Source organism: Streptomyces sp. WY228 (assembly GCF_019287315.1).
In the GTDB taxonomy this organism is placed as follows: Bacteria; Actinomycetota; Actinomycetes; order Streptomycetales; family Streptomycetaceae; genus Streptomyces; species Streptomyces caviscabies.
On record NZ_CP079114.1, the window covers coordinates 792,446 to 818,758 of the forward strand.

Here is a 26,313-nt window from a genome sequence, read left to right on the forward strand (position 1 = left end):
TCACGGCTCTCCCCCGTCCGGGCGGCCCTCGGCACGGCGCCGCTCCTGTTCCTCCAGTACGGTCGACAGCGCCCTGGCGTGCTCGTCCGGGAACCGTCCCTCCCGGGCGACAAAAGTCCGCAGCTCCTCCTCCGTCAGCGGGAGGACGTCCCAGTAGCGCCCCCAGTTGTCGGCGTAGACGGAGGCCGCCCCGGGATCGATCTCGTCGAGAGCGTGCTGCGCACCGGTCATCACCTCGTGGAAGCTGTGATGACCGACGCCGACGAGGATGCTCGCCAGTCCCGACCGGATCAGGCCGAGGTCCACCGACACCCCGGCGAGCCGGTTCAACCGGGCCACGTGCGTGATGATCCGATAGGCGCTGCCGGAGGTTCCGGTCAGGACCAGGCCGCCGGAGTCCTCGGAGCGCGCCTGGAAATCGGCGGCCATGGGCAGCGTGTGCAACTGCCCGGCGGGCGACCACAGCAGGATGCCGTCGCGGACGGCGAGGCGCCGTTCGGCCGGGCTCAGCGCCGGCCCCACCTCGTGGGGCCGCAGCGGCGTACGCAGCATCGCCTCCAGCTCCGCCATCTCCTGCGCCTCGTCCTCGGGGTCCAGCTCCGCGTCCCGGAGTTCGGCCACCTCACGCTCGAACCGCCTCAGTTGCTCACTCCGGTGCCGGTCGCGGCGCTCCACTCCGATCACCGGGTGCTGAGGCTCGACGCCGCCCATGAGGTAGGGGACGAGATTGCTGGCGACGCCGTTGAACAGGAAGGTGACCCGTTCGCGCAGGTTGCCCGATTCGACCACCCGCGCGAGGTTCTCGTACGCGGTGCCGACCGCACCACCGTCCTCGCCTCTGTCGCTGCCGAACAGCCGGTAGTCCAAGCGGTTGCTCAGGGCGATGTGCCAGAAAGCCCGTACGACCTTGCCGAACTCCTCGTTGATCTGACGGTTCTCGCCCAGGTGAGCGGCCAGTCGGCGTTCGAAGTACAGCGCTTCCTGTGCGTAGCGCACGCGTGCCAGGACCCAGGCAGGCGCGGGGAGTTCGTCGGCGTCCTCGTCGGAGTCCGAGGAGTCCTCCGGTTCGACGGCCGGCCGGGGCGCGGCCGGAGCCGGGGTGGTCTCGCGGTCCGTCGACGGCTCCCGACCGCGCGAGGGTGGCGGAGTCGAGTCGTCCCGCGACAACAGCGGCCTGGGGTCGTCGTCCGAGTCCGACTCACCGTCGGTGTCCAGGGACAGCGCCGGGAACGACTCCAGGACCGGCCCGGCGCCCGGCGCCGCCGGGCCCGAGAAGTCCGCGTCCTCGGCCTGGACCCGGGCGTGCGGCTCGAAGTGCGGGTTGGGGATGTACGGGCCTACCGCCATCCCGGACATCATCGGCTGCGCGCCTCGGATGTACCGGCGGGCGATACCTCCGGGGAAGAGCACCTCCTCCTGGTCGGGGAAGGGTGAGGCGAGCCCCAGGGTGGCGTTCACGTCGATACCGCCGGGTGCCTGGATGTCGTAGCGCCAGCGATAGCGGCGGTGGAGGGCGTCGGCTCCCAGCGGGTTGGACAGCGCGCTGTCGCGTACGTAGTGCGGGTTGGCGGTGGAGCTCGCGAAGACCGTGTTCGGAACCAGCGCGCTGCCGCCGTAGACGTGGTCGATCAGATGGACCATCTCGGGGCCGTACGGCTTGAGCCCCTCGCTGAAGATCCGCTCGGGGCCATCGGGGCTGAAGCGGTACAACGGGCCGTCGTGGTCGCGCCAGAGGGCGTCCGGCAGCGTCGCGCCCTCCAGCGCGACGGGGGCGGCGGCGACCACGGCCGGATCCACGGGGGGCGTCGGACTGACCGGCCCGGTGGCCGGCCAGCCGACCGGTACGGGCTCCGCCACGCCCTTGCGCGTCTCCAGCCGGGAGGAGGCGACCAGACCGCGGCCGGGCAGGTACCAGTTCCACGCGGGTCCGTCGCGGTGGATACGCCCGGACATGTCGGTGACGCCGCCGGCGGACGGGCCGTCCGACGTGTACTCGCCGCGCAGTCCCAGCGACGGGATCTCCGCCACGAAGGCGTAGTAGTCCGGGTCGTCCTCACCGAAGCCCCACACGGTGTGCCGCTCGGTGGAGTCGGCCACCGGGAACTCCGCCACCGTCTCGGCGAACGTCCTGTCGAACGTGCCGTCCGCCGAGTAGGGCAGCGGCGTCGCGGGGACAGCGGAAGCATCCGCCTCCGGCTGCGCGTTCCACCTGGCGGAATCGGCCGGGGAAGGCCGTACGGAAGCGACCGGGAGCCGCGGCCGGGTGCTGACCCAGGCGGCCGGTTCGGGGTTCGCCTCGGCCGGTTCCACCCGGGGGTTCGGCCGGGTGGTCGGCACGGCGGAATGCGTCGGGCCGTCCCCCTCGGGGAGCAGGAGCGGACCGCCGTAGCTCCAGACCGTCCGGTCGTTGCGCAGGGCGAACTCCCCCAGTGCGGTGTCCGGTCCCGCGTCCAGGCCGGACACCAGGAGCACCAGCGGCCGGCGACTGCTGACGAGTGCCGGCTCCGGGTCGGATTCCAGGAGGGCGTAGACCTGGTCCGGGGGCACATGGACCGTTCCGCCCGGCAGACGCAGGACGACCGCGCCGGAGTCGTCCGTCTCCGCATACACGAACCAGGGGGCGGGGGCTCCCTCCTGGGCCCAGGGGGCGAACCGCAGGGTGGCGGTCCCGTCCGGGCCCGTCTCCGAGAGCCGGAGCGGGTCGATTCCGCCGGGCGTCGGCACGGGCCCCCAGTTGCGGCCCTGAAGGGTTCCTCCCGGCCGGCGGACACGGGTTCCCTCGGCGAAGGCGCCGAGCGACTCCAGGTGGAAGACGGCAAGATCGCCAAGGTCGCCGACGGCCCGCCCCGCGGCCAGGGCCTGTTCGGCCAGCTCCCGCAGCCGGACTTCGGCTGTGGCGTCCCACGGCGCGTCGGCGGGCACGTGCAGCGCTGTACGTCCGCCCTCCTCGCGCTCGGCGGGGGAACGGGCGTCCAGCAGTCGGGCGGCCCCGGTCATCGCCCACAGCGCCCGGGCCCGGTCGCGCGGACCGACCGGGCCGGCGGGACGTCGGAGCACGGCGCGCACCTCGGCGTCGCCGTGGGTGTCGAGCCGGCTCAGCGCGGTCTTCAGCGCGGGAGCCGTCCACACATCGGTGAGGGAGGCGTCGCTCGAAGCGGCCAGGGCCCGGTCCAGGACGGCCTCGTGGTCGGCGGCCGTCGGCGGGGCCCCGCCGGGAGGTGCGGCGAGCAGGTCCCACAGCTCACGGCGGAGCGGCGTCAGGGCGGCCAGCGACGGGTCGTTGGCCCGCAGCGTCTCCAGTGCGCCGATCCCGCGCAGCAGCCGCTCGTAACGGCCGCCGGGGACGCCCAGGTCGGCTTCCACGTCGTTGCCGAAGACCTGACGCAGCGCTCGGACGAGGCGCAGGACGCGCGGTCCCGTACCGTCCCAGGCGTCCAGGCCGGAGGGGTGGGTGAGCGGTCGGAGACCGGCGACGGCGGCGAAGCGCGCCGTGTCGTCCACCGGTTCGGGACGGAAGGTCTCCATCCGTGCGAAGGTGCCGTCCGGGGTCGCGGCCAACAGACGGCCGGTGTCGTTGTAACCGGTGCGTCCGGTGGCCGCTGTCGTGGTATGCCCGCTGTGGTTGGCGACGTGCTGGGCGGTCGCCACCTCTTCCCAGGGATCCTCGACGGGCGGTGCGGGCCTGGTCTGCGGCTGGTCGCGTCGGGGGTCCCCGGGGACGCCTCCGTAGCAACTGGCGAGGTGCAGTTCGTCTCCGGCGGCGCGGGCGACCACCTCGGGCAGCCCGCCGACATAGCGTCCGCCTTCTTCGGCCCCGAGCAACAGCACGCGGCCGTCCTGGTGGACAAGCTTCAGGCCACCGGGCACGCCGTGGGCGTGGAAGGTGTAGACGGACGCCTCGGGATCGGGGGTGACCTCCTCGGAGGCGACCGTGTGGTAGGCGTCGCCGACGCGCACGACATGGGTGCGTTCGCGCATCTCGCGCCAGCGGCGCAGCCGCCGCTCCCGCAGCCGCCCGCGGCCGTCGTCCGGCATCGACTCACGGCCTTCGAAGCGGTGGTCGGAGCCGACCAGGGGGCGCGTGTCCACGTCGCTGTCCCTGAACCGGATGCCGTCGACGGTGACCCACTCGCGGTCCACGGAAAGGGCCGACGCCCCGTCGGCGGGCGGGTCGAACGGCACCCAGTCGCCGTACGCGGCGTTCGGATCGGCGTCCACGAGCGTCGGTGTCAGGGGGCCCGCTCCGGAGCGGGAGGAGCCGGGTGCCGGGGGCGCCTCCGTCATGCTCTCCAATCGCCCGTCCCCGCTGGGCGCCCAGACCCGCCGGCCCAGTCGCCGCGCCACGGCGTGGGCGATCCGACCGTCCTGTGCGCCCGCGTAGGGGCTCGCCAGCACCACGGGGACGCCGGGCGGCAGCAGAGCCAGCACCGGGTCGGCGGCCAGCAGTTCCGCGATCTCGTCCGGGCCGAGCTCACGGCCCGCGGCGAACAGCTCCTCGTAGCCTCCCTCCGCCGCGATCACATAGGCATCGCGCCCCCAGGGGGCGGGCTGTTCGGTCACGTCGTCAGCGCCGTCGCCGAGGCCGCGGAGACGTATCCGGCTCGGATCCACGACTCCGGCGGCCGCCCCGGTCCAGTCCCTGCCCCTCGCCGCGCCGGACACGTCGGTGAGCAGGGTGGCGTCCGAGAGCAGCGCGAGGGCGGCTCCGGAGGTCTCGGGGTCGAGGTCCGTGCCGGTGGACGTCTCGGCCGAGGACGTTGCGGAGACGGGCGAGAGGGGCGCGGGGCCCGACTCGTGGGCCGGGGCGAACGCCCAGTCGGGGCCGGGCTCTTCGCCCCGGTCCACACGACCGCCGCTCCGGGGCAGCGGCTCCGGACGCGGGCGTGACGCCTCCTGCGTCCGGCCGGGGTGCGCGGGCTGCGCCTGCTGCCAGGACCGGGACCCGGGGAGGCTTCCGTCGGCCGAGGCACGCAGGGTGAGCACGGGGGTTCCCGAGTCGTCCGTGCCGGAGAGGTCGGCCGGGAAGCCGGTCCACCACACACCGCGACCCAGCCGCCGGGCGACCCGGTCGGCGGTGGGCCCGGGATCGGCCACCGGGTCCGGGAAGGCCAGCACCACCGGGACGATCGGCGCCGGGCGCGTCGATGCGGGTTCGTGGGCCAGGAGTTCGGCGAACTCCCCCAGTGGCATCCGATGGGTCCGGCCCTCCCGGGTCACCTCCACCAGATCCGGGTCGTCCGCGTCGGGAGTGGCCTGGACCAGGAAGGGGACGGGCAGCTTCCTGCCCCTGTCGTCGCTTGCCCAGGGCGCGTCGTGCAGCCCCGCGGGGGTGCGGAACCGGCCCAGGTCGGCGTCCGGCAGATCTGTTCCCGGGAGGGAGAAGCCGAATCCGTCGAGGTCGCCGAGGGCGCCGAAGTCGAGGCTGTCCAGGTCGGCGCCGGACTGCGACCGGCCGGCCGGAGGCGGCTCCGGGGCAGACTCCTCGGCCGCCGCGGAGCTGGTCGACGCGGTCCAGCGCGGTGGCAGGCCGAGACCGGCGCGCAGGGTGTCGGCCAGCTCCGCGGCGGAGTCCTGCGCGTCCCCGGTGCCGAAGGGCGTCGAGTCCTCCGCGAGAAGGTGCGCGGCCACGCGGCGTACCGCGTCGCGGTAGCCGTCCGCCGCGTAACGGAAGTCGGCGAGCACCGGGTGCGGTTCGGGCGGCAGCACCAGGGCCAGGGCGGCGGACCAGGCTCGGTCGAGCTGCTCGTCGTCGGTGCCCTGCGGCGCGGCGGCGGTGAGGTCGGAGCGGGTCTGCGCCCACAGGCGCCGCGCCACGTCGGCGGCCACCTTGTCCAGCGTCCGCGTCCAGGGCTCGGCGCGGCTCAGACGGACCCGGGTGAGATCGAGCGGGGTGAGCGTGCTCGCGGGCAGCCGGCCGTCGGCGCGCAGCATCGCCTCGGTGCGCTGGCCCGGGCTCGGCGTGCCGCCCGCCTCCATCAGCTCGGGAATCCCCACGGTCTCGTCGGCACCGGGTGTCGGCGCTTCGTACGGCAGGTCGGCTTCGGTCACCCGCCGGGTGAGCCAGCGGACCAGCTCCGCGTCACGGGGCACCACGGGGGCGGCGTCGGTCGGGGTGGAATCCTCCACGGGAGCGGTGGTCCGGGCGGCTCCCAGCGCCTCCGCCGCGACTCCCCCTTCCCGGAGCCGGGCTTCGGCGTCCTCCAGCGGTCGGCGGGCGGCGTCGGCCCGGGACCAGGCCGACTCGGTCGCGGATGCCTCCTGCCCGGACCGTTGAAGTCCTGCCGCCTCGGCGGTGGCCTCGCCGAAAGCCGCCAGGGCCCGTGTGTGCGCCTGCCAGACGGAGGTGAGGCGGTCGTCGGCCGAAGAGGCGGAGTTGGCCGCCGTCGGGACCGGAGCATGCCCGGGGTCGGGGGCGGTGCCGGAAAGGTCGCCGTCGGAGGGTTCGGTCCGGCTCCAGGAGGCGGCGGTGCCCGGCTGTCCGTCCGGGCCCGGGAGCAGCGCGACGGTGTACGTACCGGTCGCCGGGTCGTGGTGGAGGGTGGTGGCGCCGCTGGTGGTCCACCAGTTGCGGGCCGAGTTGCGAGCGCCTTCGCCCGGTACGGTGCCGCCGGCCGGGTTGCCCGCTGCCGGAGAGCCGTGCGGGATCACCGCGACGACCTCGGCGTACCCGTCCTCGGCGACCAGCTCCGGGTCGCGGAAGACCAGTTCGCCGAACTCCCGGGGCGGCACCGGTCCCGGCATGCGCAGCGCGTCGGCGTCCCCGTCGGCGACGTACACGAAGGGCGCCGGGCGGTGCGGATCGGCCGCCCAAGGGGCCGGTTCGGTGCCCACCGGGACGAGCGATCCGTCGGCGGCACGGCCCAGCAGCGTGATCACGGAGGGGTCGAAGGCGCCTTCCGGGCGATCGACACCGTCCAGGGCGCGTCCCCATGATGTGCCGTCGTCACGCGTGAGGAGCCGGTCCTCGTCGAGTACGCCCTGCTGCTCCAGGTGGAAGGCGGTCAGCTCGTGGACCTGCCAGAGGTCACGGCCGGCCGCGGCGGCCCGGCGCGCCACCTGGAGGGCCTCGTCGTACCGGGTGGCGTCCGGTGCCGGCAGGTGCAGCACGACAGCGGCGAACAGACCGTGGTCCTGTCCGTTGGCGAAGGTGGCCACGCGGTAGGACGCCCACAGCAGCCGGGAGAGTTCGGCCTCCCCCACCGGATCCGTGGCCTCCAGGCCCAGGACCTCGCGGGCCAGGGTCGCGCGGTGGGGCGCGGCGGCCAGGCCGTCCAGCATGTGGGTCAGATGGGGCAGGCCGATCCAGTCGGTGAGCGGGCCCTGTCGGCCCGCGTCCAGGCGATCGGCCGCCTCGGTCAGCAGGGCCCGGTGGGCGTCCGGCGTGAAGGCCGGGACCGGGCCGGACAGATCGGCGCCGGAGTGGCGTCTCAGGATCTGCTCGTACAGGTCCATGGTGAACCGGCGCGCACCGTCCCGGTCGAGCCGGGGGTCGGCACCGCGCATCAGGTCGAGTGCGCCCATCCCGCGCAGCAGCCGCGGGTACTCCGGAGTGTCGTCGACCGTGGGGCCGAAGATCCGGCGCAGCGCCCGTACGAGTCGCAGGGTCCGCTCGGCGGTCTCGGGCGGGACGGGTCCGGGTCCCTGGTGGAGTCCGGCGTCACGGGCCCGCGCGTCAACGGCGTCGCCGGTGGGCTCGGGCCGGAACATGACCCAGTCGTGGGCACGGCCCCGGGCGTCGGTCTGGAGGTTGATGCGAGGCTCGGGGGAACCGGTGGGCCGGTGTTCGACGGCGTTCATCAGGACGGAGGCGAACACCGTGCGCCCCGTCTCGTCGGCCGTGTGCTGGGCGACCGCGACGGAGGCGAGCGGGTCCGGCACGAACGGAAGGGGACCGTCGATGTGACGGCCGTGCATCTCGCCGATGCCGGGAGCCGTCGCCGCGTAGCAGATGAGCAGCACCACGGGATGTTCGGGGTCGAGGGACGCCAGGCTGCGGCGGCGGGCGAGGGTGCGGGCGAACCGGGGGCCGTCGTCTCTGCGCTCGCCCAGCGGGGTGTGCCACATGACCGCACCGGGCAGACCGTGGTTGTTCGCGAAGTAGGGCTGGGCCAGGTTGAGTTCGACCCAGGGCACCGGGGCGGGCGCCGGGCGGCCGAAGCCGTAGCCGTTGCGCTGGTGGGTGTATACGGTCACCGAGCCCAGTCCGCTGTGCGCCAGAGTCCGGGACCAGCCGCCGTCGGAGTCGGAGGCGAGGTCCATGGAGATGTAGCCGGTCGCCCCGGGACCGCCGTGGCCGATGGAGACGGCGGCGATCCCGTCGTCGGACGGGGTGGTGGGAGAGGCCGGGGACGTGGCGGGCGAGCTGAGGAGCCACTGGGCCCGAGGAGCCCGGTCCACCTCGTCCAGGAGGAGCAGCATCGAACCGCCCGGTGTGCCCGGGAGCCGGCCGATGCCCGCTCGTCCCGCGGTGGCCCAGACCTGGCGGCCGAGCCGGTCCGCGATCCGGCGCGGTAGCTCCAGGTCCGTGGCGGTGGCGCGTTCCACGTGCAGCAGCAGCGGCACGTCGGCGGCCTGTCCGGTCAGTTCCGGGTCCAGGGCCAGGAGTTCGCGCAGCACCTCGGGGCTGACGGAGCGCGAGAATCCGCCGAGGCCGCGGACCACCGCGGATGCGGAGCCGGCGGTGAGCAGCAGGGTGTAGGCGGCGGGGTGGCCCGGGGCGGGACGCCACGGCGCGTCCCACGGGTCGCTGTGTCCGGTGGTGCCGTCGGGTGTGCGGGTGACGCGGCCGGTGTGGTCGGGGTCGAAGTCGGCGGGCAGCGGCCGGCCGAGCCAGTTCCAGCCGCGTGCGCGCCCCTGCGCGTCGGTGAGCCGGAAGTCGGGGTGGAAGGCCCCGCGCCGGACGAGGTGGTGGGCGGAGAGTCCGTCCAGGCCGACGGCCCCGGTGGTGGACGGATCGGTGGCCAGCCGCAGCAAGGCGGTCCGGGCCGCCGCGTTCAGCGGGTCGGCGGGGGCCATCAGCAGGACGCGGCGGGCCACGGCGTCCAGGTCGAGGAACCCGCCGCTCAGCCCGGGGTCGGCCTGACGCAGCCGGTCCAGCCGTTCCAGGCCCTCGGCGGCCGCCTCCCTGGGGATGCCGTCCAGGGAGCCGAGGCCGTACAGCGCGTCGAGGAGGGCTTCGCGGTGCTGCTCCGCCTCCGCGGCGGTGACCGGCCGGACAGCGGGAGAGGCGGCCGGGGGCGGCGCCGTGGCCGACGGGTGGTTGGGGAGCTGCGGGGCGGGCCGGTTGGGCCGGGCGGCCACGGGTCGGGTCGGGATGGACCGGAGCGGGAGCGAGCGCCGTGCGACCGGTGCGGGCTCGGCGAGCGCTTCCCCGGCGTGCTCGTCGGGGAACCGGCCGTCCCGGGCGACATGGTCGCGCAGTTCCTGCTCGGTGAGCGGGTAGACGTTCCAGTAACGGCCCCAGTTGTCCTGGTAGTCCAGGGCGGGGTCGTGGCCGGGCATGTCGTCGAGGGCGAGCTGGGCTCCGCGCATCACCTCGTGGAACGAGTGGTGGCCGGCGGGCAGGGAAGTGGCGATCATCCCGGCCCGGATCAGACCGAGGTCCAGGTCGACGCCCCACTGGTCCCGCATCCGCGCGGCATGCACCAGGAAGCGGTACGTCGAACCCGAGGTGCCGGTCATGACCAGGCCGCCGGTGTCCTCGGACAGGCTCTGGAACACGGCGCTCATCGCGATGTCGTGCTGCGAGGAGGCCGGATACCAGGCCAACCGCCCGTCGGCCGGCCCGAGCCCGCGCTCCGCGTCGCTCAGAGGCGGCCGCACCGCGCCCGGGTCGGTCTGCACCAGCAGCGGCATGGTGGCTTCCCTCAGCCGGTCCTGCCGCTCCTGCGGGGACAGGGTGGGATCGTTCTGCAACCGCTGGGCCAGACGCTCCAGTTCGGAGCGGACTTCGGCGGTACGCCGGCTGGGCCGCTCGGCGGCGATCTCCGGGTGCTGCTCCTCGACTCCGCCGAGCATCTCGGGCACCAGGTCGGTGGAGATGCCCTGGAACATCAGCCTCACGAGCTCCCGCAGGTTTCCGTCGCGCACGACCCGCTGGAGGGCGGGCCGGCCCGTTCCCACGGCCCCGTCGTGGACCGCGGCGGCGCTGCCGAACGCGCCGAGAGCGTTCGGGTACCGCATGCGCGCCTGCTCCCAGGCGGCCCGCGCCATCTTCCGGAACTCCTCCACCACGGCCTGGTTGTCGGCGAGATGGTCGGCCAGCCGCCGTTCGAAGACCGCGGACTCCTGGGCGTACCGGATGCGGGCCTGTACCCATGCGGGCACGGGTGTGCCGCGGTCCGGGCCGGGGGGCGTCGAGCGTCGCGGGGACCGTGAGCGTTCCCCGGCGGCCGGGGCGGGGCTCGCGGACCTGGACGGATCGGGGGTGCCGGTCCGGGAGGGCAGCGCGGAGGTGGCGGGAGACGGAGACATGGCCGGGGTTCCGCGCCGGTCGTCGATGCCGACCGTCACCAGCCTGCCCAGATCCGGGTCGGCCGCACGCCGCACCCGCTTCGCCTCCAGGGCCACGGGGAAGTCGGAGGGGGTCACGAGCGGTCCGGACGAGCCTGCCTGATGGTCCTTCAGCAGCCGTTCGAGCCGCGCCAGGAGGGCGCTCCGGACCGCTTCGGCGCGCTTGCGTCCGCTGGCCTGCGAGCGGTTTCCGTGGCCGGTGAGGGTGGTCATCGGCAGGGGCAGGCCATGGGCCCGGTTCCACAGACCGGCCCGTACGAGCGACAGGGCCACCCCGTCCAGGGTCGCGTCCGCCTCGGCGGACGGCGTGTGCCGTTCCCGTGCGAAGGGGATCGTACGGTGGTGCCACAGCGGCGCGTGGCCGTGCAGGGCCACCGTGGTGAGGGGGTTGGCGACGGAGGGTGCGTGGTCCGTCAGAAGGGCCGCGTTGACCGCGTGTGCCGATTCCCCGGGGCGCTTGCTGTAGGCCCGGAAGAACCACAGGTCCGTGCTGTCGGTCACGGGCGCGGCAGCCCGGACGGCGTCCCGGGCCCGGACCCTGGCCACGTCGATCTCCCGCTGCGCCAGGGCGTGTTCGGGCCGGTCCTCGGTGAAGTACGACTGGACCTGCTCCGCCCGGTGGACCTCGACGAGAGCCCGTGCCGCGCGAATGAAGCTCTCCAGCGGGGTGGTCCCGGCTCCGTCGCGCCGGGCCGTCTCGAGGAGGCGGCCCGCGTCGTCCGCCAGCCGCTCCAGCTGGTCCTCGTCGTAACGTTCCAGGTTCTCGTCGACGACGGTGTCGAGCTGGTCCGCCGCGGTCTCGGCGCGGGTGTGGGTCTCGTTCTCCAGGGTGATCTGGTGGGTGCCGTCCTCACTGGCCAGCACCACCTGGGCGAAGTGGTACGGGGCGTGCGGGCCGGCCGGGTCGCCGGGCTTGGCGTGGTTGTGGGTGAAGAGCTGGGCGACGCCGTCGTTGGTGGTGCTGACCGACTGGATCAGATAGCCCTCGCCCACCTCTGCCCAGGCGAACTCGTTGATTCCGGCACGGGCCGCGGCCGCGGTCAACGGGCCGCGGCGGGTGTTGTCCGGGGTCTGGCTCAGGGCACTGCCGTAGGCCGCGCCGGGCATCGGCGCCCCCACCACCCCGCCGCCGAACCGCGGGTCGGCTGCGACCTGGTGGGCCGCCCAGCGGGGGGTGGCATCGGTGGCGGGGCGGGTGCCGTCGGCGATCCCGGCCAGTGCCTGCGCCAGGTGGTGGGTGCCGGTGACCTCGCGGGAGTGCTGCGCGTTGGCCGGGGCGGTGGCCAGGGCTCCGCTCGGGGAGCGGAAGGCGAGGTGGGAGAGGGGCGGGGCTCCGGTGCCGGCCACCATGCGGGCGAAATCCCGGGTGAAGGCGTGTTCGGACACTCCTGAGGGGGTCAGGAACCGCGGCTCCACCCGGAGCAGCGGTTCTCCCGTCGAGCCGTCCTCGTGGTCCAGCAGAAGGCTCACCGACGGGTCGGCGACGAGTCGCACGCCGGCCCCGGCCGCGGTGAGGCGAGCCGAGGCGCGCTCGATGGCGACCCGGGTGGCGTAGACCTGCCGGGAGCGGCCGGTGGTGTCGTCGCCTGCCGAGAGGAGCGCCAGGGTGCGGTCGGCGGAGATGTGCAGCGGCGGCCGCTCGGTCGCACGGACCTCGCCCCCGGTCTGACGGGGAAGGACGAGGGTGGGTGCGTCGGGATCAGCCGTGGCGGACACCTCGCCCACCGTGCGGGTCCCCGGCCCGGTGAACAGCACCCCGGTGCCGCTCTCGTCGACGACCTGGTAGTCGCGGGTGATCAGCGGCCGGGGGCGCAGCGCGTCGATCCGGCGCTCGCGCTCCAACTCCTCGACCATACGGTCGAATTCCGCGTCGCCGTCGCTGTCGGTTTCGCTGTCCGCGTCGGACTCGCTGTCGCTGCTGAGGTCGCGCGCTCCGGGCAGACCGGGTTCCCGGGGCGGCGGGGGCGTGGCCCAGCCCGCCTCGGGGTCGCCGTCGGGCTGGTGCAGCACCAGGTGGCGGACCTGGGTCCGGGGGTGCGTGGCGATCTCGACGGGGCCCTGCGGATACCAGACGGGCCGGGCCGTCGTCCCGGCGACCAAGTCGGCGACCGCGGGCGCGTACGCGGCGGGGAGCGCCAGGACGATGTCCGCGCCGGGCGGGCGGCGGGAGTCGTAGGAGACGATCCGGGCCATCTCGGCTTCGTCACGCACCACGAAGGTGCGGGTGGGCGTGACGATCTCGATGCCGCCGCCCTCGGCCTCTTCCGCGACGAACAGGTACGGGTTGCGCCAGGGCGCCCGCAGTCGGGTGAGTCGGCCGAACCGTTCGGTGAAGGTGGCGTCCAGGGCCGGCGCCGGCTCGTCGGCGTCGGTGAAGTCGCGTCCGACCGGCTGCCCGTCGGCCGTGCGCACCAGGGTGTCTTCGGCCAGGGCATCGCTGTGGAACTCGATCTGCCGGTCGACGAAGTACAACGCGAGATCCTCGGCACTGGCGAGGTCGTCGGAGGACGCCTCCAGTGCCAGCGATCCCAGGGCCAGTACGTCCTGGGCGGTCACCGGAGCGTTGTCCGGCAGGTGCAGGACCTGCCGGGTGAGGTCGGCCAGCCCGTCGCGCAGGCTTCGGCCGGCGGCGGTCTCCTCGGCACGTGCGTACAGGGCCTGTGAAGTCTCCTGGAGCCGGGCCTCCGGGGCCTGCCTCCACTGCGATCCGAAGACGGGGGCGAGCCAGTCCGGCCAGGTCCAGACCGGGGGGTCGGCGCTCTCGTCGGAGTCGGCCGGGAGGGTTCCGGGGGGCAGCGGTGGCGGCACGGAGCCGTCCGGCTCGGTCTGCGGGGAGGGTGCGGGCAGCGACACCGGGTCGGCCCACACCCGTTCTCTGCGCTCTTCCCTCGTGTCCGCCCAGGCCTGGTCCCAGCTCGTGCCGTCCGCCACGACGTGCGCCGGGAGATCGCCGACGACGGCGGCCCACACCTGGAGGTGACGGTCGCGCAGTCCGCCCTGTGCGAGACCGGCGGGCGCCTGCTCCCGGAACGGCCCGAGGAGGCTGCCGGGGGCGTGCAGCCGGGCCGGGTTGTCGGCCCCGCGGGTCTCGTCGCGCAGGAAGAGCTGGTGGGCCAGCTCGTGGGCGAACTCCACCGGTTCGGCGTCGGCCCACCACGCCCGTTGGTTCATCGGCCGGTCCCGGCCGACGAGGTCGACGGTCAGGTGGGGGGAGGCGTCCGGCGCGACCGGGGTGATGGTGATGTGCACCCGGTCGCCGTTGGGGAGACGGTGTTCCGGGCGGTTGTAGAACTCCTCCACGCCCTCGCGTACCCGCGCCAGCACGGTGTCGGTGGCCTCTTCTCCGTCCCCGGGGCGCAGCGCGAGGCGAATCTCCAGGTCGGTGACCGTCTCGCCGCCGAGGGCGATCCGGCGTACGTCGAAGGAGGATCGCACGACGACGCGCGGCCGGTCGTCGATGCGGGCGCGCGGCGCGGGTCCCTCGCGCAGCGGGATGCGGAACGCGGGGGCGCCGCTGTCCTCGGGCACCAGGTGCAGCGACGAACCGTCGGTCGTGACGCGGTACGGAGCGGCGTCCGGGTCGAGATGCGACAGGGCCGGCGCGAGGGTGTCGATGTTGGCGACCCGGCCCAGCCAGCCGCTGTCGCCCCGCAGAAGGGCGCCGGCCTCGGTGTGTACGAAGTCGTCGCCGAACCGCGTCCAGCCGGTGGGCGGGATCTGCCGTCCGGTCGGCAGGCGAAGGTGCCCGGTGTCGGCGACCTCGTACCGGAAGGGTTCCGGCCGGGAGTCGGCGGTCCGGATGTAGGGGAACCAGCGCCGGGGACCGGGCTCGGGGCTCTTGCCCTTCCCGGAGGTGGAGGACCGGTCGGGCTCGGGCGCCTCGGAGACGGACAGCGACTCCGGGGGCGTCCGCTCGCCGAATCGGGGGCGAATCACGGTGACCGGGCGTCCGATCGGCCACTGCTCGGCCATCGGGTCGAGGCCGTCGTCGGGCGAGCCGCCGCGCAGGCCCCGGACGGCGACCCGCCGGGGTCCGCCGCGTCGGTCGTCGACGGTGATGTGCACGGCGTCGGCGGCGGAACTCCCCCGGTCGCGCGTCGACACCGGCCGGACGGTGAAGAGGTCGGCGCTCAGGTGTGGCCCCGGCAGCCCGTCCTGGAGTTGGGCGAGCGCGGTCTCCAGCTCCCGCCGGACCGTCTCGGCGGCCGCCTGGGCACGGATCTTTCCGAGGTCGCGGCCCAACCGGCCGGGCCGGTGACCGGTCAGCGTGATCTCGGGGAGCGGCAGCCCGTTGGCGTGGTTCCACAGCCCGGTGCGGGCCACTCCCCTGCTGAGGTACCGGACGGCCTGCGTCGAACCCTCGGGCATCCGCTCCGTGCCGGGCTCGAAGAGCACCTGGACGGGGAGCAGTTGCTGACCCCGGACGACGCTCGCGGTGAGCGGGTTGGCCTCCGCCGAGGGCTCATCGCCCACCAGATGGGCGTTGACGTCGTGCGCCGACTCCCCGGGCCGCTGGGTGTACATCCGCATGTACCAGCGCCGGTTGCCCGGCACGACCCGTTCGATGCCCCTCACCCGTTGGGCGGCCGACCGCAGCAGGCCGGTGAACCTCGCGTGCGCCTGGGTGTGTTCCGGGGTGCCGACGGCGAATGTGTTCCGCGTCTCCTCGGCGTTCTTGGCGCTGATCAGGAGGATCGTGAGATCGCGGAAGCGCTGCACCTCCCTGAGATTCTCATCCACGCCGTCGGCCTCCTGCCGGGCGATCTCGCGGCCCAGATCCTCCTTGAGCTCCTGCAGTTCCGCCATCGTGCGGGCCTCGTAGTTCGCGGTGACGGTCCTGCGGTAGCGCTCCTCGTGCTGGTACTGCCGGGCGTGGTTCTCCAGGGAGACCTGGTGGGTTCCGTCCTCGCTGGCGAGCACCACGGTGATGAAGTGGTAGCCGAAGTGCGAGGCGTCGGGCGGGCTCGACGGCACGGCGTAGTTCGTCGCCAGACTCGGGCCGTTCTCCCCCGGTGCCGCGATGGACTGGACGAGATAGCCCTCGCCGACATCGGCCCACGCGTGTTCGTTGACCCCGATCCGCAGGGCCGCCGCCGTCAGTCTCTCGCGCCGGGGGTCGTCGGCCGCCTCCAGGCTGAGGGCGCTGCCGTACGCCTCGGCGGGGGTGGGACCGGTGTCGTCGCCGCCGGCGGGCCGATCGTCCTGACGGACCAGCGAAGCCGCCCAGTGGGAGTCCACCCGGTCGAGGGATACGTCGCCGTCGGCGGCCTCGGCGAGTCCTTCGGCGAGGTGGTGGGTGCCGGTGACCTCGGTTCCGCTGGTGGCGTTCACCGGCGCGGTGACCACGGGCCCGCCGTGCGGGGTGCGGAAGATCAGGTGGGACGTCCGGCCCTCGTCCGCCAGCATGTCGGCGAAGTCACGGCACACCTCCTCGGTGGAGTCGCCCTCGCGGTTGACGAAGAAGGGGGTGACCCGGAAGAGCTGTCGGCTGCCCCCTCCGGGCAGCGGCAGGACGATGCCCAGCTCGTCGTCCGTGCTGAGCCGGACGATCAGTCCCGCCCGCTTCAGCTTGGCGGTGGCCTCCTCGACCGCTCGCGGGGTGGCATAGACCTGCTGCCCGTACGCGTCGTTCAACACGGCGAGCGTACGGTCGGCCGAGATCCGGACCACGGGACGGTCGTCGGTCGTCGCCACGTCCCACAGCTGGACCGGCAGGGCGAGTTCGGGCGCGTACTCGGTGCCCTCCAGAGCTCGCGGCGCGTTCCACCGCAGGTCACCGTTGCCGATGGTGCGGAAGAGGACACCGTCGCCCCGCCGGTCGATGATCCCGTAATTCCGTGTGAGCAGCGGCCGGGCCCTGCGCGCCTCCCTGGCCGTCGTGCTCCCGGTCCGGTCGGGCGCTTCCTCGGCCGTCTCCAGGCCGTCCGGAGCGCGTTCGCCCGCGACCGGTTCCTGTCCCGGCCGCAGAGACATCCATGCGTGCGTCGAACCGCCCTGGATCGGACCGATGGAGAGGCGGTCGGGGCCGCCACGCCAGTCGGTGGCCAACCGCACGGTGGGCGGGGATCCCCCGAGGGCGGAGCCGGTGAGGTTCGGGAACCAGACGCGCGAGCCGGTGAGATCCGCCACGAAGCGCGCGACCGACTCGATCTCCTCGTGGGAGAAGGCGAGCACCACGTCCGTCCCCTCGTCCCTGCGGGGATCACGGGCCACCAGCCCGGCCAGCTGCTCGGGCTCCTCCAAGCGCAGCGTTCCGTCCGGGGTGTGCAGAGGCAGGGTGTCGCCGGAGGGCTGGGCCAGCACGACGTATGCGGCCGGCCAGGGGGCGGGCCAGATGGTCTGGAGGCCGTTCTCGTCCTGTGCCGCGTAGGAGTCGAGCGGCGGCGTCCGGCCGCCGACACCGGCCCAGTTCCGTCCGGTGCTGCGCCCGGAAACGACCAGGGTCCCCTCGCTCAGGGCGATGTCCAGGCGCGTCAGGTACGCGGCGAGCAGGTCCTCGTCGGCCAGTTCGTCGGGCGAGGCGCTGAGCGCCAGCGATCCCAGCAGCAGCAGGTCGCGCGGCCCGACCGGCGTACCGGGGTCGAGGTTCAGCACCCGCCGGGCCAGGTCGTGCAGGCTGTCCAGGACGCCGGTCGCCACCGACGTGTGCGCACCGTCCCGGCGGGACAGCTCTTCCAGCGACCGGACGGCTTCGGCCAGAGCCTCGGGCGAGTAGTCGTACCTGGCGGCGGGTCCGAACAGCAGGTCCCCCCACCCGTGCGGCACCGTGCCGGCGTCGTTCTCCACGCTCGCGGAGTCGTCGCTGTCGCCGGTCTCGGTGAAGCGGAAGCGCGACAACGCCTCCGCGTCGGGGTCGCCGGCGCGCAACCGGTCCAGCGACTCGATCAGTCCCTCCGGCGGCTCGGCCCAGCCGCTGCGGCGGTCGGGCGGCGGGGGCAGAGCGGTCGGTCCGTCGTCTGTCGTCCCCGCGTCCGCCGTGGTGGGCGTGGCGGGGAGCATGGGGGCGGCCGGGTGCGGCTGCGCGAGGTGGAGGCCCTCCGTCTGGTCCCAGAGCGCGCGGAACCCCTCGTACATCTCGTTCTCGGCGCGGGTGGCCTCGACGGGGTTGGCGGGTCCGGGGCCGTCCTGCCCGGGGGTGGCGCCGAACAGTCGCTCCAGCAGGGGGAGCAGGCCGGGCTCGTTGGCCCGTACCCAGTCCGGGCCGTTGTTGCGCGGCTGCCGCGTGTACGGGTCATGGCCGGTATTGGTGGAGAGGTAGGCGTTGACGGCCTGCGCGAAGTACTCGAACTCGTTGGTGGAGGCGTAGTTGTCGGTCGGACGGCCGTCCACCGCGCTGCGGCGGGGACCGTCCGGCCAGTCCACGTGGGCGGGGTCCTGTCCGTCGGTCGGGTTCAGTTTCGCGTGGTAGGCGGCCGTGATCGTCCGTCGGTCGGACTCGCTGAGCCCGTACAGGTGGATGGTGTGCGCGAACTCGTGGGTGGTGGTGGAGTACCCGTCCACGTAGCTCGACGCGCCCGGCACGCCGGTGGTCTCGCCGAGGAGGTTCTCCTCGGTGACGCCCGTGCTCAACTGGCCCACGCCACGCACGGTGTCCCAGGTGCGCTGTTCCGTCGGAGAGAGCCGGCGGCCGGCGAGTTCACGGAAGGGGCCGAGCGTCGTCAGGGCTTCGTTCTTCGGCACCACGAGCACCCGGGCGCCCCGCTCCAGCAGACGGATCGCCACCGCGGGGTCGCGCAGCATGGCCGCGATCCGCTCCCGTGCCACGTGTCCGGCGGACACCGGCTGGTCCACGCCGGATGCCACGTGCACGAGCAACTGAGCCGCGGTTGCGGCGAGTTCGTCATCGGAGAGGGTCGAGCGGAGCTCCGCCACCAGGGCTGGGTCGGCGGCCAGCCGCTCCCGGTCGGCGGCGGACAGCAGGGCCAGCTCCCTCGCCCGGTCGCCGGCCGTCATACCGGGCAGCAGGGCCGCCAGGTCGGCGAGCGCGCCGGTCGGCGGGGGGACGGCGGCCCTCGCCGGGGCCGGCACCGTGCTCGGCTGCCCGGACGTGGGTACGACGGTGTCCCGGCCGGGCGGCGGAGGCAGCGGGGTGCCTCCGGACAGGGCCGGGGCGGTCGCCGGGGTCAGCTCGGTGAGCGGGACGAAGTCGCCACCGCGGCGGCGGAGCCGGATGTGCGGTTCTCCGGCCGCGGCCGGGCCCGGGTACGTGTGCGCGGTGCCGTTCTCCTCGATCAGGGTGACGACGGTGCCGGTGGCGGACGCGGCCCACTCGGCGAACAGGCGGTCGGCGTCCGGGCCCCAGGGGGCGGTGGCGAGGTAGCGGCGCAGATGGCTGTCCACCGCCTGTGGGCTGGGGGCGGGCGCGCCGGGCCGGACGACCATCGGGGGCGGGTCGAAGAGCTTCCCGCGCTCCTCCGGGGTGCCGGGCAGCCCGTTCATCCGCATCAGGGCGGCCGGTGGTTCCTCGGCACGCCGGGTCAGCCGACGGGCCTCGCGTTGGTCGAGGCCCGGCCGGCTCGCGGCCTGCTCCAGGGCGGCGGAGAGCAGGCCGAAGAAGCCGTTGCCGCGGCCGGTGGGGGTTCCCTGACGGTAGGTGGCTCCGTCGGGGGCGGTGAGGATCCCCTGGCGGTCGAGCCGGTAGCGGGGGCCCGCCGCGTCGGCGGGCGGAGCCCACGGGAGCGCGCTGTGGGTGCGGTGCGCGGAGGGATCGGTCCGGGTGCCGCCGTCCGTCTCCGCGTCGGAGGCGGACGCGGGCCCGGGGAGAGCCGCGGTACGGGGGGCCGGGGATCCCGGGGGCAACGCGGCGTGGAAGTAGCCGTCGGCCAGGAAGAGCACGGGGTCGGTCGCCGGGCGAAGGGACGCCGGATCGCCGCCGCGCGGCAGGAAGACCTGGTCACGCCCCTCGCCGGTGACCACGGTGAGGGGCATGCCCAGCACCCGGGCGGCCAGAGCGGGCAGCAGATCCGCCCCTCCGTGGTCGCCCGCGCGGCGTGCCGGCTGCTCGGTTCCGGCACCGGGTGCGGTGGTGGTGGGCTCGGCGGTGAACGGACGGGAGAGCGCCGAGAGCGCGAGCGAGGCCCGCTGTTCCGGGCTGGGCCAGAGCGTCTGCGGCAGGCGCCCGAGGGCGTCGAACTCGGCCTGTTGCGCGGGGGTCAGCCGGATGCCCGCCGCGTCGATCTCGTCCTGGGTGAAGCTGTCGGCCGCGTCCAGCGCGAGGGCGTCCAGCAGATCTTCGTTGGCCGGGTCCCCCAACGCCCAGCCGAGCCGGTCGCGTACCGAGGTCACGGCCTCGGCGGTGACCGCCGGGTCGCCCGGGTTCGCGGCATACCGGGCGGCGAGGTCGTCGCCGAGCAGGTAGGGCAGCCGGTCCGGTGTGCTGGAGGCGGTGGCGAGCAGCGCGTGGAAGAACGAGGCTCCGTCGTGGGGCACCTCGTGCACGTCACGCGTCGTGGCACCGTCCGGGGAGGTGAGGGTGCGCGGGGCCGTGTCCGTGGCATCGGTGACCTTGTACGGTTCCGGCGCCTCGGAGCGCCAGTCCGGTGCCGCGTATTCCTGTGGAGCGTCCTTGTCCGGCGTCAGCCCCTGGTGGTGAGCGGTGAGCCGGGCGGCGGCCCGGTGCAGGCGATGGTGATCGTCGGCGGCGGTCTCCAGGCGCTGCTGCCACCGGCGTACCTCTTCACGGGCTGTCTGCCAGGCGGCGACGGCCGGGGACGCGGCGACCGTCCGGGGCAGGACCGTGGACGTGTCGTCGTCGCCGAGCGCGGCCTGCTCCTCGGGGCTCAGGTCGAGCCAGGTCTCCCGGGTCTTCGCGCGGGCGTCGTAGTAGTTCTTCTCGGCGGTGGCGAGGTCGGCCGCGGCCTTGGCCTGGTCGTCCCAGGCCGCGCGGGCTTCGTCGGGGAAGGTGGTGTCGTCCAGGAGGCCGTAGTCCCGGGCGATGTCCTCGCGGAGCCAGACCAGGGCGGTGGTCTCGGCCTCGACGGCGCGCGGGCCTCGCCTGGGCTTGCCGAGGGCCTGCAGCGGCCGGCTGTCGGTGACCCGGTGGTCCACCTCGGCCACCGAGAGCCAGCTGACCGGGACCGCGAAGAGCATGCTGCGGTCGGTGACCACCTTGACGTGGGTGCCGAGGGTGGTGTCGGTGGCGCTCTTGAGCGCGGTTGAGTCGTTGGCGCCGCCGATCGGGACCGTGGCGCCGGGGTTGGTCACGCCCGCGTTGCTGTTGCCCGCCAGCGGCGACGTACTGATCGCGCCCTCGACGTTGTCGGTGATGCCGGCGTCCAGCGCGTCGCCGGTCTTGCGCCGCTGCATGGCCTCCATGCGCGGCTTGTTCTCCACGGCCAGCAGTCGCGCGCCGCTCCGGTGCATCTTGGCGTAGAGACGGGAGTCGGCGGTGTGGGACTGGCCGAGGAGACGGGCGGAGGACTGGGTGGGCAGCGGCGAGCCGTCGGCCCCGAGCGCCTCGCGGAAGCCCGCGGTCAGACCGACCTGGGAGGTGGCCTCCTGCTGGGCCTGGGCGGGGGCGGTGCCGAGGGCGGTGAGCGGGGTGTGCCGGGCCATCCGCACCCGCTCGGTGAGCGTGGTGTCCGTGTGCCGCTTGCCGAGGTCCGTGTCGCCGGGGAAGCCGTCGGCGCGTGCGGTGGCGAGGGTCAGGGCGTCCTGCACATTGGCCGAGCCGAGGATGTCCACGGCGAGGATGCCGGAGCCGATCACATCGTCGAAGGGCAGGATGTCCGGGTCGCTCCCACCGGTCTCCCCGCTTGCCGTCCGCCACTGCGCGATGGAGTCCGGCAGGGCCTGATCTGCCGTCAGCATCGTGACCGCGCGCGGCGGTTCCGGAACGTCCTGTTCGGTGAGCGCACCGTCGGCGCCGTCGCCGTCCGGGGTGAGCAGGCTCGCCGGGAGGATCTCGTTGAGGCTGCCGACGGGGGCGGTGGCGGTGGGGCCGAGCGGCTTGCCGGACGCGTCGACCAGGGTGGCCGTCAGCGTGTAGGTGGTCACGATCTCGGCGTGTGCCTGGGTGGTCGCGATGTTGGGCATCGAGGTGCTGCCGACCGCCTCGGTCACGTTGCTCGACCGCTGCTTGGCCGCGGTGCCCTGGAGCGCGGGGTTGGCGACCAGCACCCCGCTGCCCGCGACGCGTTCGCTCGCGCTGAGCGTCGCATCGGCACCACGGTCCTGGGAACGGCCGTCGACGTCGTCGCGGGCGGTGGTGCGGTAGTCCTCCAACTCATAGCCGGTACGCAGCCGTTCCACGGTGGTGGTGACCGGCGTCAGGGTCAGTCGCAGCTGCCCGGGGCTGCCGCCGACGGGCAGGTGGTGCGGGCTGGACCAGGTGCGGTAATGGACCGGCAGGGCCATCCCGTCGGTGGTCAACTCATGCACGTGGGAGCGGAGGAAGTCCGGCGAGAGGCGCTGGAGCACCTGTTCCCGGTCGTGCGACGGCACGCCCATCCGCTCCAGCTGCCCCATCAGCCGCTGCGCCGCCCGGCTCGCGTCGAGTTGGCCGCTGGGGTGGGAGGGGAAGTGGCGGCGGCGGAGGAACGGGGGCAGCCGGTAGCCGCCGCCGAGGTTGTCCGGTGTGCTGGTGCCGAGCCCGTCCGGGGCGAGGCCTGCCTCGATCGCGTCCTGCATCGGCAGGTGGAACATCACCGCGTCGCGGACGCGGTGAAGTGCGGCGGCCGCGCGGCGCGGCGAGAGGCCGCGCCCCAGCCGGCCGGAGATCCGGCCGGCGGCGGAGCTGATCCGGCCCCCGGCCCGGGTGCCGACCGTCCCCATCGCGGCCGTCCAGCGGTCGCGTACGGCCACGGTCTCGGCGGCGTCGGCGACCACCAGGTACATCCGGCCGGCATAGCTGAGGGTGGTGTTGCGGCCCCGGGTGAGGGTCTGGGAGACGCTGCGGCCCTTGCCCCAGGCGTACTGGAACGCGGACGAGTACGCACCCACCAGCGCCTGTTGACCGGGGACGCGCTGCACCGGCGTCACGGCGCCCTGGAGTCCGAGGGTGGTCCGGGAACCGCGGCCGGAGGTGCCGGCGACGCGGTGCTCGTTGCCGATCGTGGCTTCGAGGTTGCCCGGCTTCGGGTCGCTCTTGACGCGGAGGTTCTCCAGTTCGCCCCGCACCGCCGCCTTGAGGTAGTGCGTCGAGAAGGGGCCCGCCCCGGTGAGACCGGTGATGCGGGATCCGAACGGGCCCAGGTACTGGCCGAGTTGCCCGGCGACGCCGAGGTTGGCCATGGCCCGGCGCAGGGCCGTGCGGATCGGGGTGCCGGGCGCGTTGACGTGCCAGGAGTCGCCGGTGGCGCGGTCGGCGGTGTCTTGGACGAGCTGCTGGCGCCGCTCGCCGCCCTCAGCACCGAGAACTACGTGCGGGGCGCTGAGCAGCTTGTTCACGAGTTGCCGGTCGGCCGCGGAGGTCCGGGGCAAGGGCCGTGTGCCGTCCAGGAGTTGGTCGGCCTCGGTGGAGGACAGGGTTCGCGGTACGGGGGCGGGTGCGGGCGTCGGCGCGGGGCCGGTGGCCGGTGGGTCGACAGGGGCGTGGCGCTCGGAGCCGTGGGCTGCGGGGACGGCCAGCTCCACCCGGCCCACGGTCTCGGTCCCCCGGGCGAACAGCGGGCGCTCCGCGACCTTGCTGACGAAGACGCCGGCGCCCAGCAGTCCCACCGAGACCAGCCGGGTCCAGCCGCGCGGGCGGCGGTGCCCCTCGAAGGTGGCGCCCAATTCCACCTGGTAGCTGTAGAGGTCGGCGTTGTTCTGGTAGGCCAGCTGATCGTGGGTGACCGCGACGGTGTTCTTGGTGGCCCGCGTGCGCGTCTGCGCGTAGCGGGCGCCCAGAGAGACGTTGCCCGCCTGACGGGGCAGCCCGGTGCCGGGGTCCTTGTCGTGTTCGCGCGGCGAGATGCCCAGCTCGACGCCGGCGGAGAGGGTGGTGGAATCCTGCTGGCCCTGACCGGAGATCTCGGTGCCGACGACGGCGTTGCGCAGCGAGCGTTCGCTCAGAGTGGTCTCGAACCGTCGGTCGGTGAGCCGGGCGCGCAGGATGAGCGTGTGGTGCCCCCGGCGGACCTTGCCGTCCTCCGTCAGGGTGACCGGCACGCCGGTGGTGGTCAGATCGTCGAGGCTCTGCGCGAGGGTCGGCCGGTTCAGCGCCTCGCGCACCTGGCGCTCGTTGTGCAGAGCGGTCCGCATGCGCCCGTCCCCGTACCAGAGCTTGGCCAGGTGGGGGTGGCGCAGCATCAGCGGCGGGACGAAGAGCGACGGGTACGCGCGGTGCAGCGTGTCCAGGACCGTGTCGGCGAAGGCCTTGAGAGGGTCCTGGGGGACGGGCGCGGGCGTGACCGGTGGCGGGGCGGGCGTGGTCGTCGCCGGGGCGGGAGCCGTCGTCGCGGCGACCGGGGCAGGCGTGGCCGTCGTCGGGGCCGGGGGCCGCTGGTCCGGCACGAAGCCCTCGGCGCGGACCTGGCCGCCCAGGTGCACCGGGTCCTCCCGGGTGAGGTACCACGGCACCGGCGGTTCGGCGGTCGGGTTCGGCCCGGTCGCTCCGGGTGTACGGCTGTCCCAGCCGGCGAGTCGGCGCGCGTCCTGGGTGGAGTACCAGTCGAGGCTGACCACGCGGACCGGCCGGGCCGCGGAGCTGGGCTGACCGGCCTTGCGGACCATCAGGGTGCGCTCCACCCGGTAGAGCGCCACCGGTTGGTTGCGGACGCGGCCGGTCACCTTGCGCGCGGAGTCGGCGCCGAGGAAGTGGCTCCGGCCCGCGCTCAGATCGGTACGGACCAGAGCACCCGCCTGGATGCGTACGTCGGTCTCGGGGCCGATGAGGGTGTTGTTCGGCCCCGCGGTGACCTGTACGCCGAAAGCTGTGTTGCGCGCGTGAGCGCGCTGGTTCTGGTAGGTGGTCTGGGCGAGGTCCCGGATCTCGGCCTTGACCGATTCCGTGACCAGGGTGGCCCGGTGCGGGATCGACCTCTCGACGATCAGATGGCCCAAGGGGTGCTGCCCGCTGCCCCGGGTCAGCTCGGGCCCGCTGACGGGTCCGGAGAGGCGGCCGAAGAGGCCGAGGAGCCGCCCGGGACGTACGTACGAGATCAGCGTGCGATGCGCCGAGCTTCCGGGGCGTGCACCGGAGATGGCGAGTGCGATCTCCTCCGGCGGATCCGTCAGGTGCAGGGCGGTCGTGTCGGCGATCCGCGGCTCGACCCCATCCGGGAAGGTGAGCGTCTCCGGGGCGCGCTTCGGCCCCGTGAAGGGCACGGTGAGGTCGTCGGGCAGCCGCCAGCTCAACCCGTCGCGCATGGCGAACCCGCCCGAGTGCACCTCGCTGCGCTGCCAGTGGGGTGCGGCGGCGGGCGGCGCACCCGGTACGGGGGCCGACGGGTCCTCGGTGATCCGCTCGACACGCACCTGGTAGTGGACATCGTCCAGGTGGAGGTGGGACCCCGTCCAGGCCCGGTATTCGCTCTGGTGGTACGCCTGGGTGCCCAAGGTGTAGTCGGTCCTGCGGGTCCAGCCCAGCGAGACGCCGATCTTGAGCATCCAGTTGAGGGGCGGGCCCATGCCCAGCGCCGCGGCGACCCGGCGGCCGACACCGACGCTGCGCCCGCCGCCCGTACCGGCCTGGCCGCGCCTCATCGTGTCCAACCGGACGGTGGCGCCGCCCGCTTCGGAGAAACGCTCCCAGCGGTGGTACGGGACGGCCTCGACGATCATCTCGTGGCCGACCCCGGACTTCTCCCGGCCGACGAGGCGGGCACCGCGCGGGGAGGTGAACGCGCCGGGCTGGTCCCGCAGCAGGCGCAGCAGCTCCGCCCCGTCGAACTGGGCGCGGAGCTTCTTGGGCAGCCGGTCGAAGATCTCCTTCGCCACCTGCTCGGGTGAGCGCAGCGTGAGGACGCCCGGGCCGTTGAGGAGTCCGGTCCTCGGCGTCCCGGCGGGCCGCGCGCCCGGTCCGGTGGAGCCGTCGCCCGGATCGGCGTCCGGGCTGATCAGGACGGTGGGCAGGCGACTGCCGTCGTCGAAGGTGACGGTGCGCGGTGCGCGGCCCGGCGGCCGGGCGTCCTCGCCGGTGAGCAGTCGTGCCGGACGGTACCGCTCCAGCTGCGTCTCCAGCGGGACGGGATCGCCCCGGTCCGGGCTTTCCTCGGCGGAGACGTCCGGGGCCGGGCTCTCCTTCGCGGGGACGTCCAGATCCGTGATCCCCCCCATGCTCCGCAGCCACTCCCCGAAGACGTCGGAGCCGGCCGGATCTTCGGTGGCCCGGGTGGGAGCGGGGTCGGGGATGGGGGTGGGGGTGGGCAGAGCCGTGGCCGGAACCAGGGTGTCGTAGTGGTCGGAGCCGTTGTAGGCGACGTGCAGGGTGCCGCCACGGCCTCCGGGGTTGAGCGGAATGACGGAGACGCCCTCCGGTGCCGAAGCGTCGGGCCGGACGAGCCGAAGCTCCATGTCGAGGGTGTGTGCCAGCGCGAGCGGGAGCGCGTCGGCGAAGGGTGAGGACCACAGGGCCGTTTGTTCGGCCGCGGCGAGGATCAGCCCGTCCGTGCCGAGCCGCCGCGCGTCGGCAGGGGTCGGTGCCACCGCGGCGAGGCGGGGATATCCGCTCTCCTCCAGGATCTGCCGCCACCGGCGTTCGTCCCCGGCCTCGACGACCTCCTGCGCGATCCGGTCCCAGCGCTCCCGTGTCCGGTCCCGCTCCTCGGCGTTCCGTACCCGGTCCAGAGCGGCCATCCGCAGGTCGTCCACGACGACGAGCACCGGATCGGGGGCGGCCTCGACGTTCGGGGCTAGCAGTTCGGAGCCGGCGAGCCGGTC

At 74.2% G+C, this 26,313-nt stretch carries 1 protein-coding gene (running past one end of the window); it reads right to left on the reverse strand.

Annotated features, from left to right (window positions below):
• On the reverse strand, positions 1–26,313 hold the 3' portion of the coding sequence (locus KV381_RS03325) for a lonely Cys domain-containing protein (protein WP_218784440.1). 6,483 nt of this gene lie beyond the right edge of the window; 26,313 of the gene's 32,796 nt are visible here — the last part of the coding sequence; its start codon lies off the right edge, out of view — the gene reads right to left on this strand; it ends in the stop codon at positions 1–3.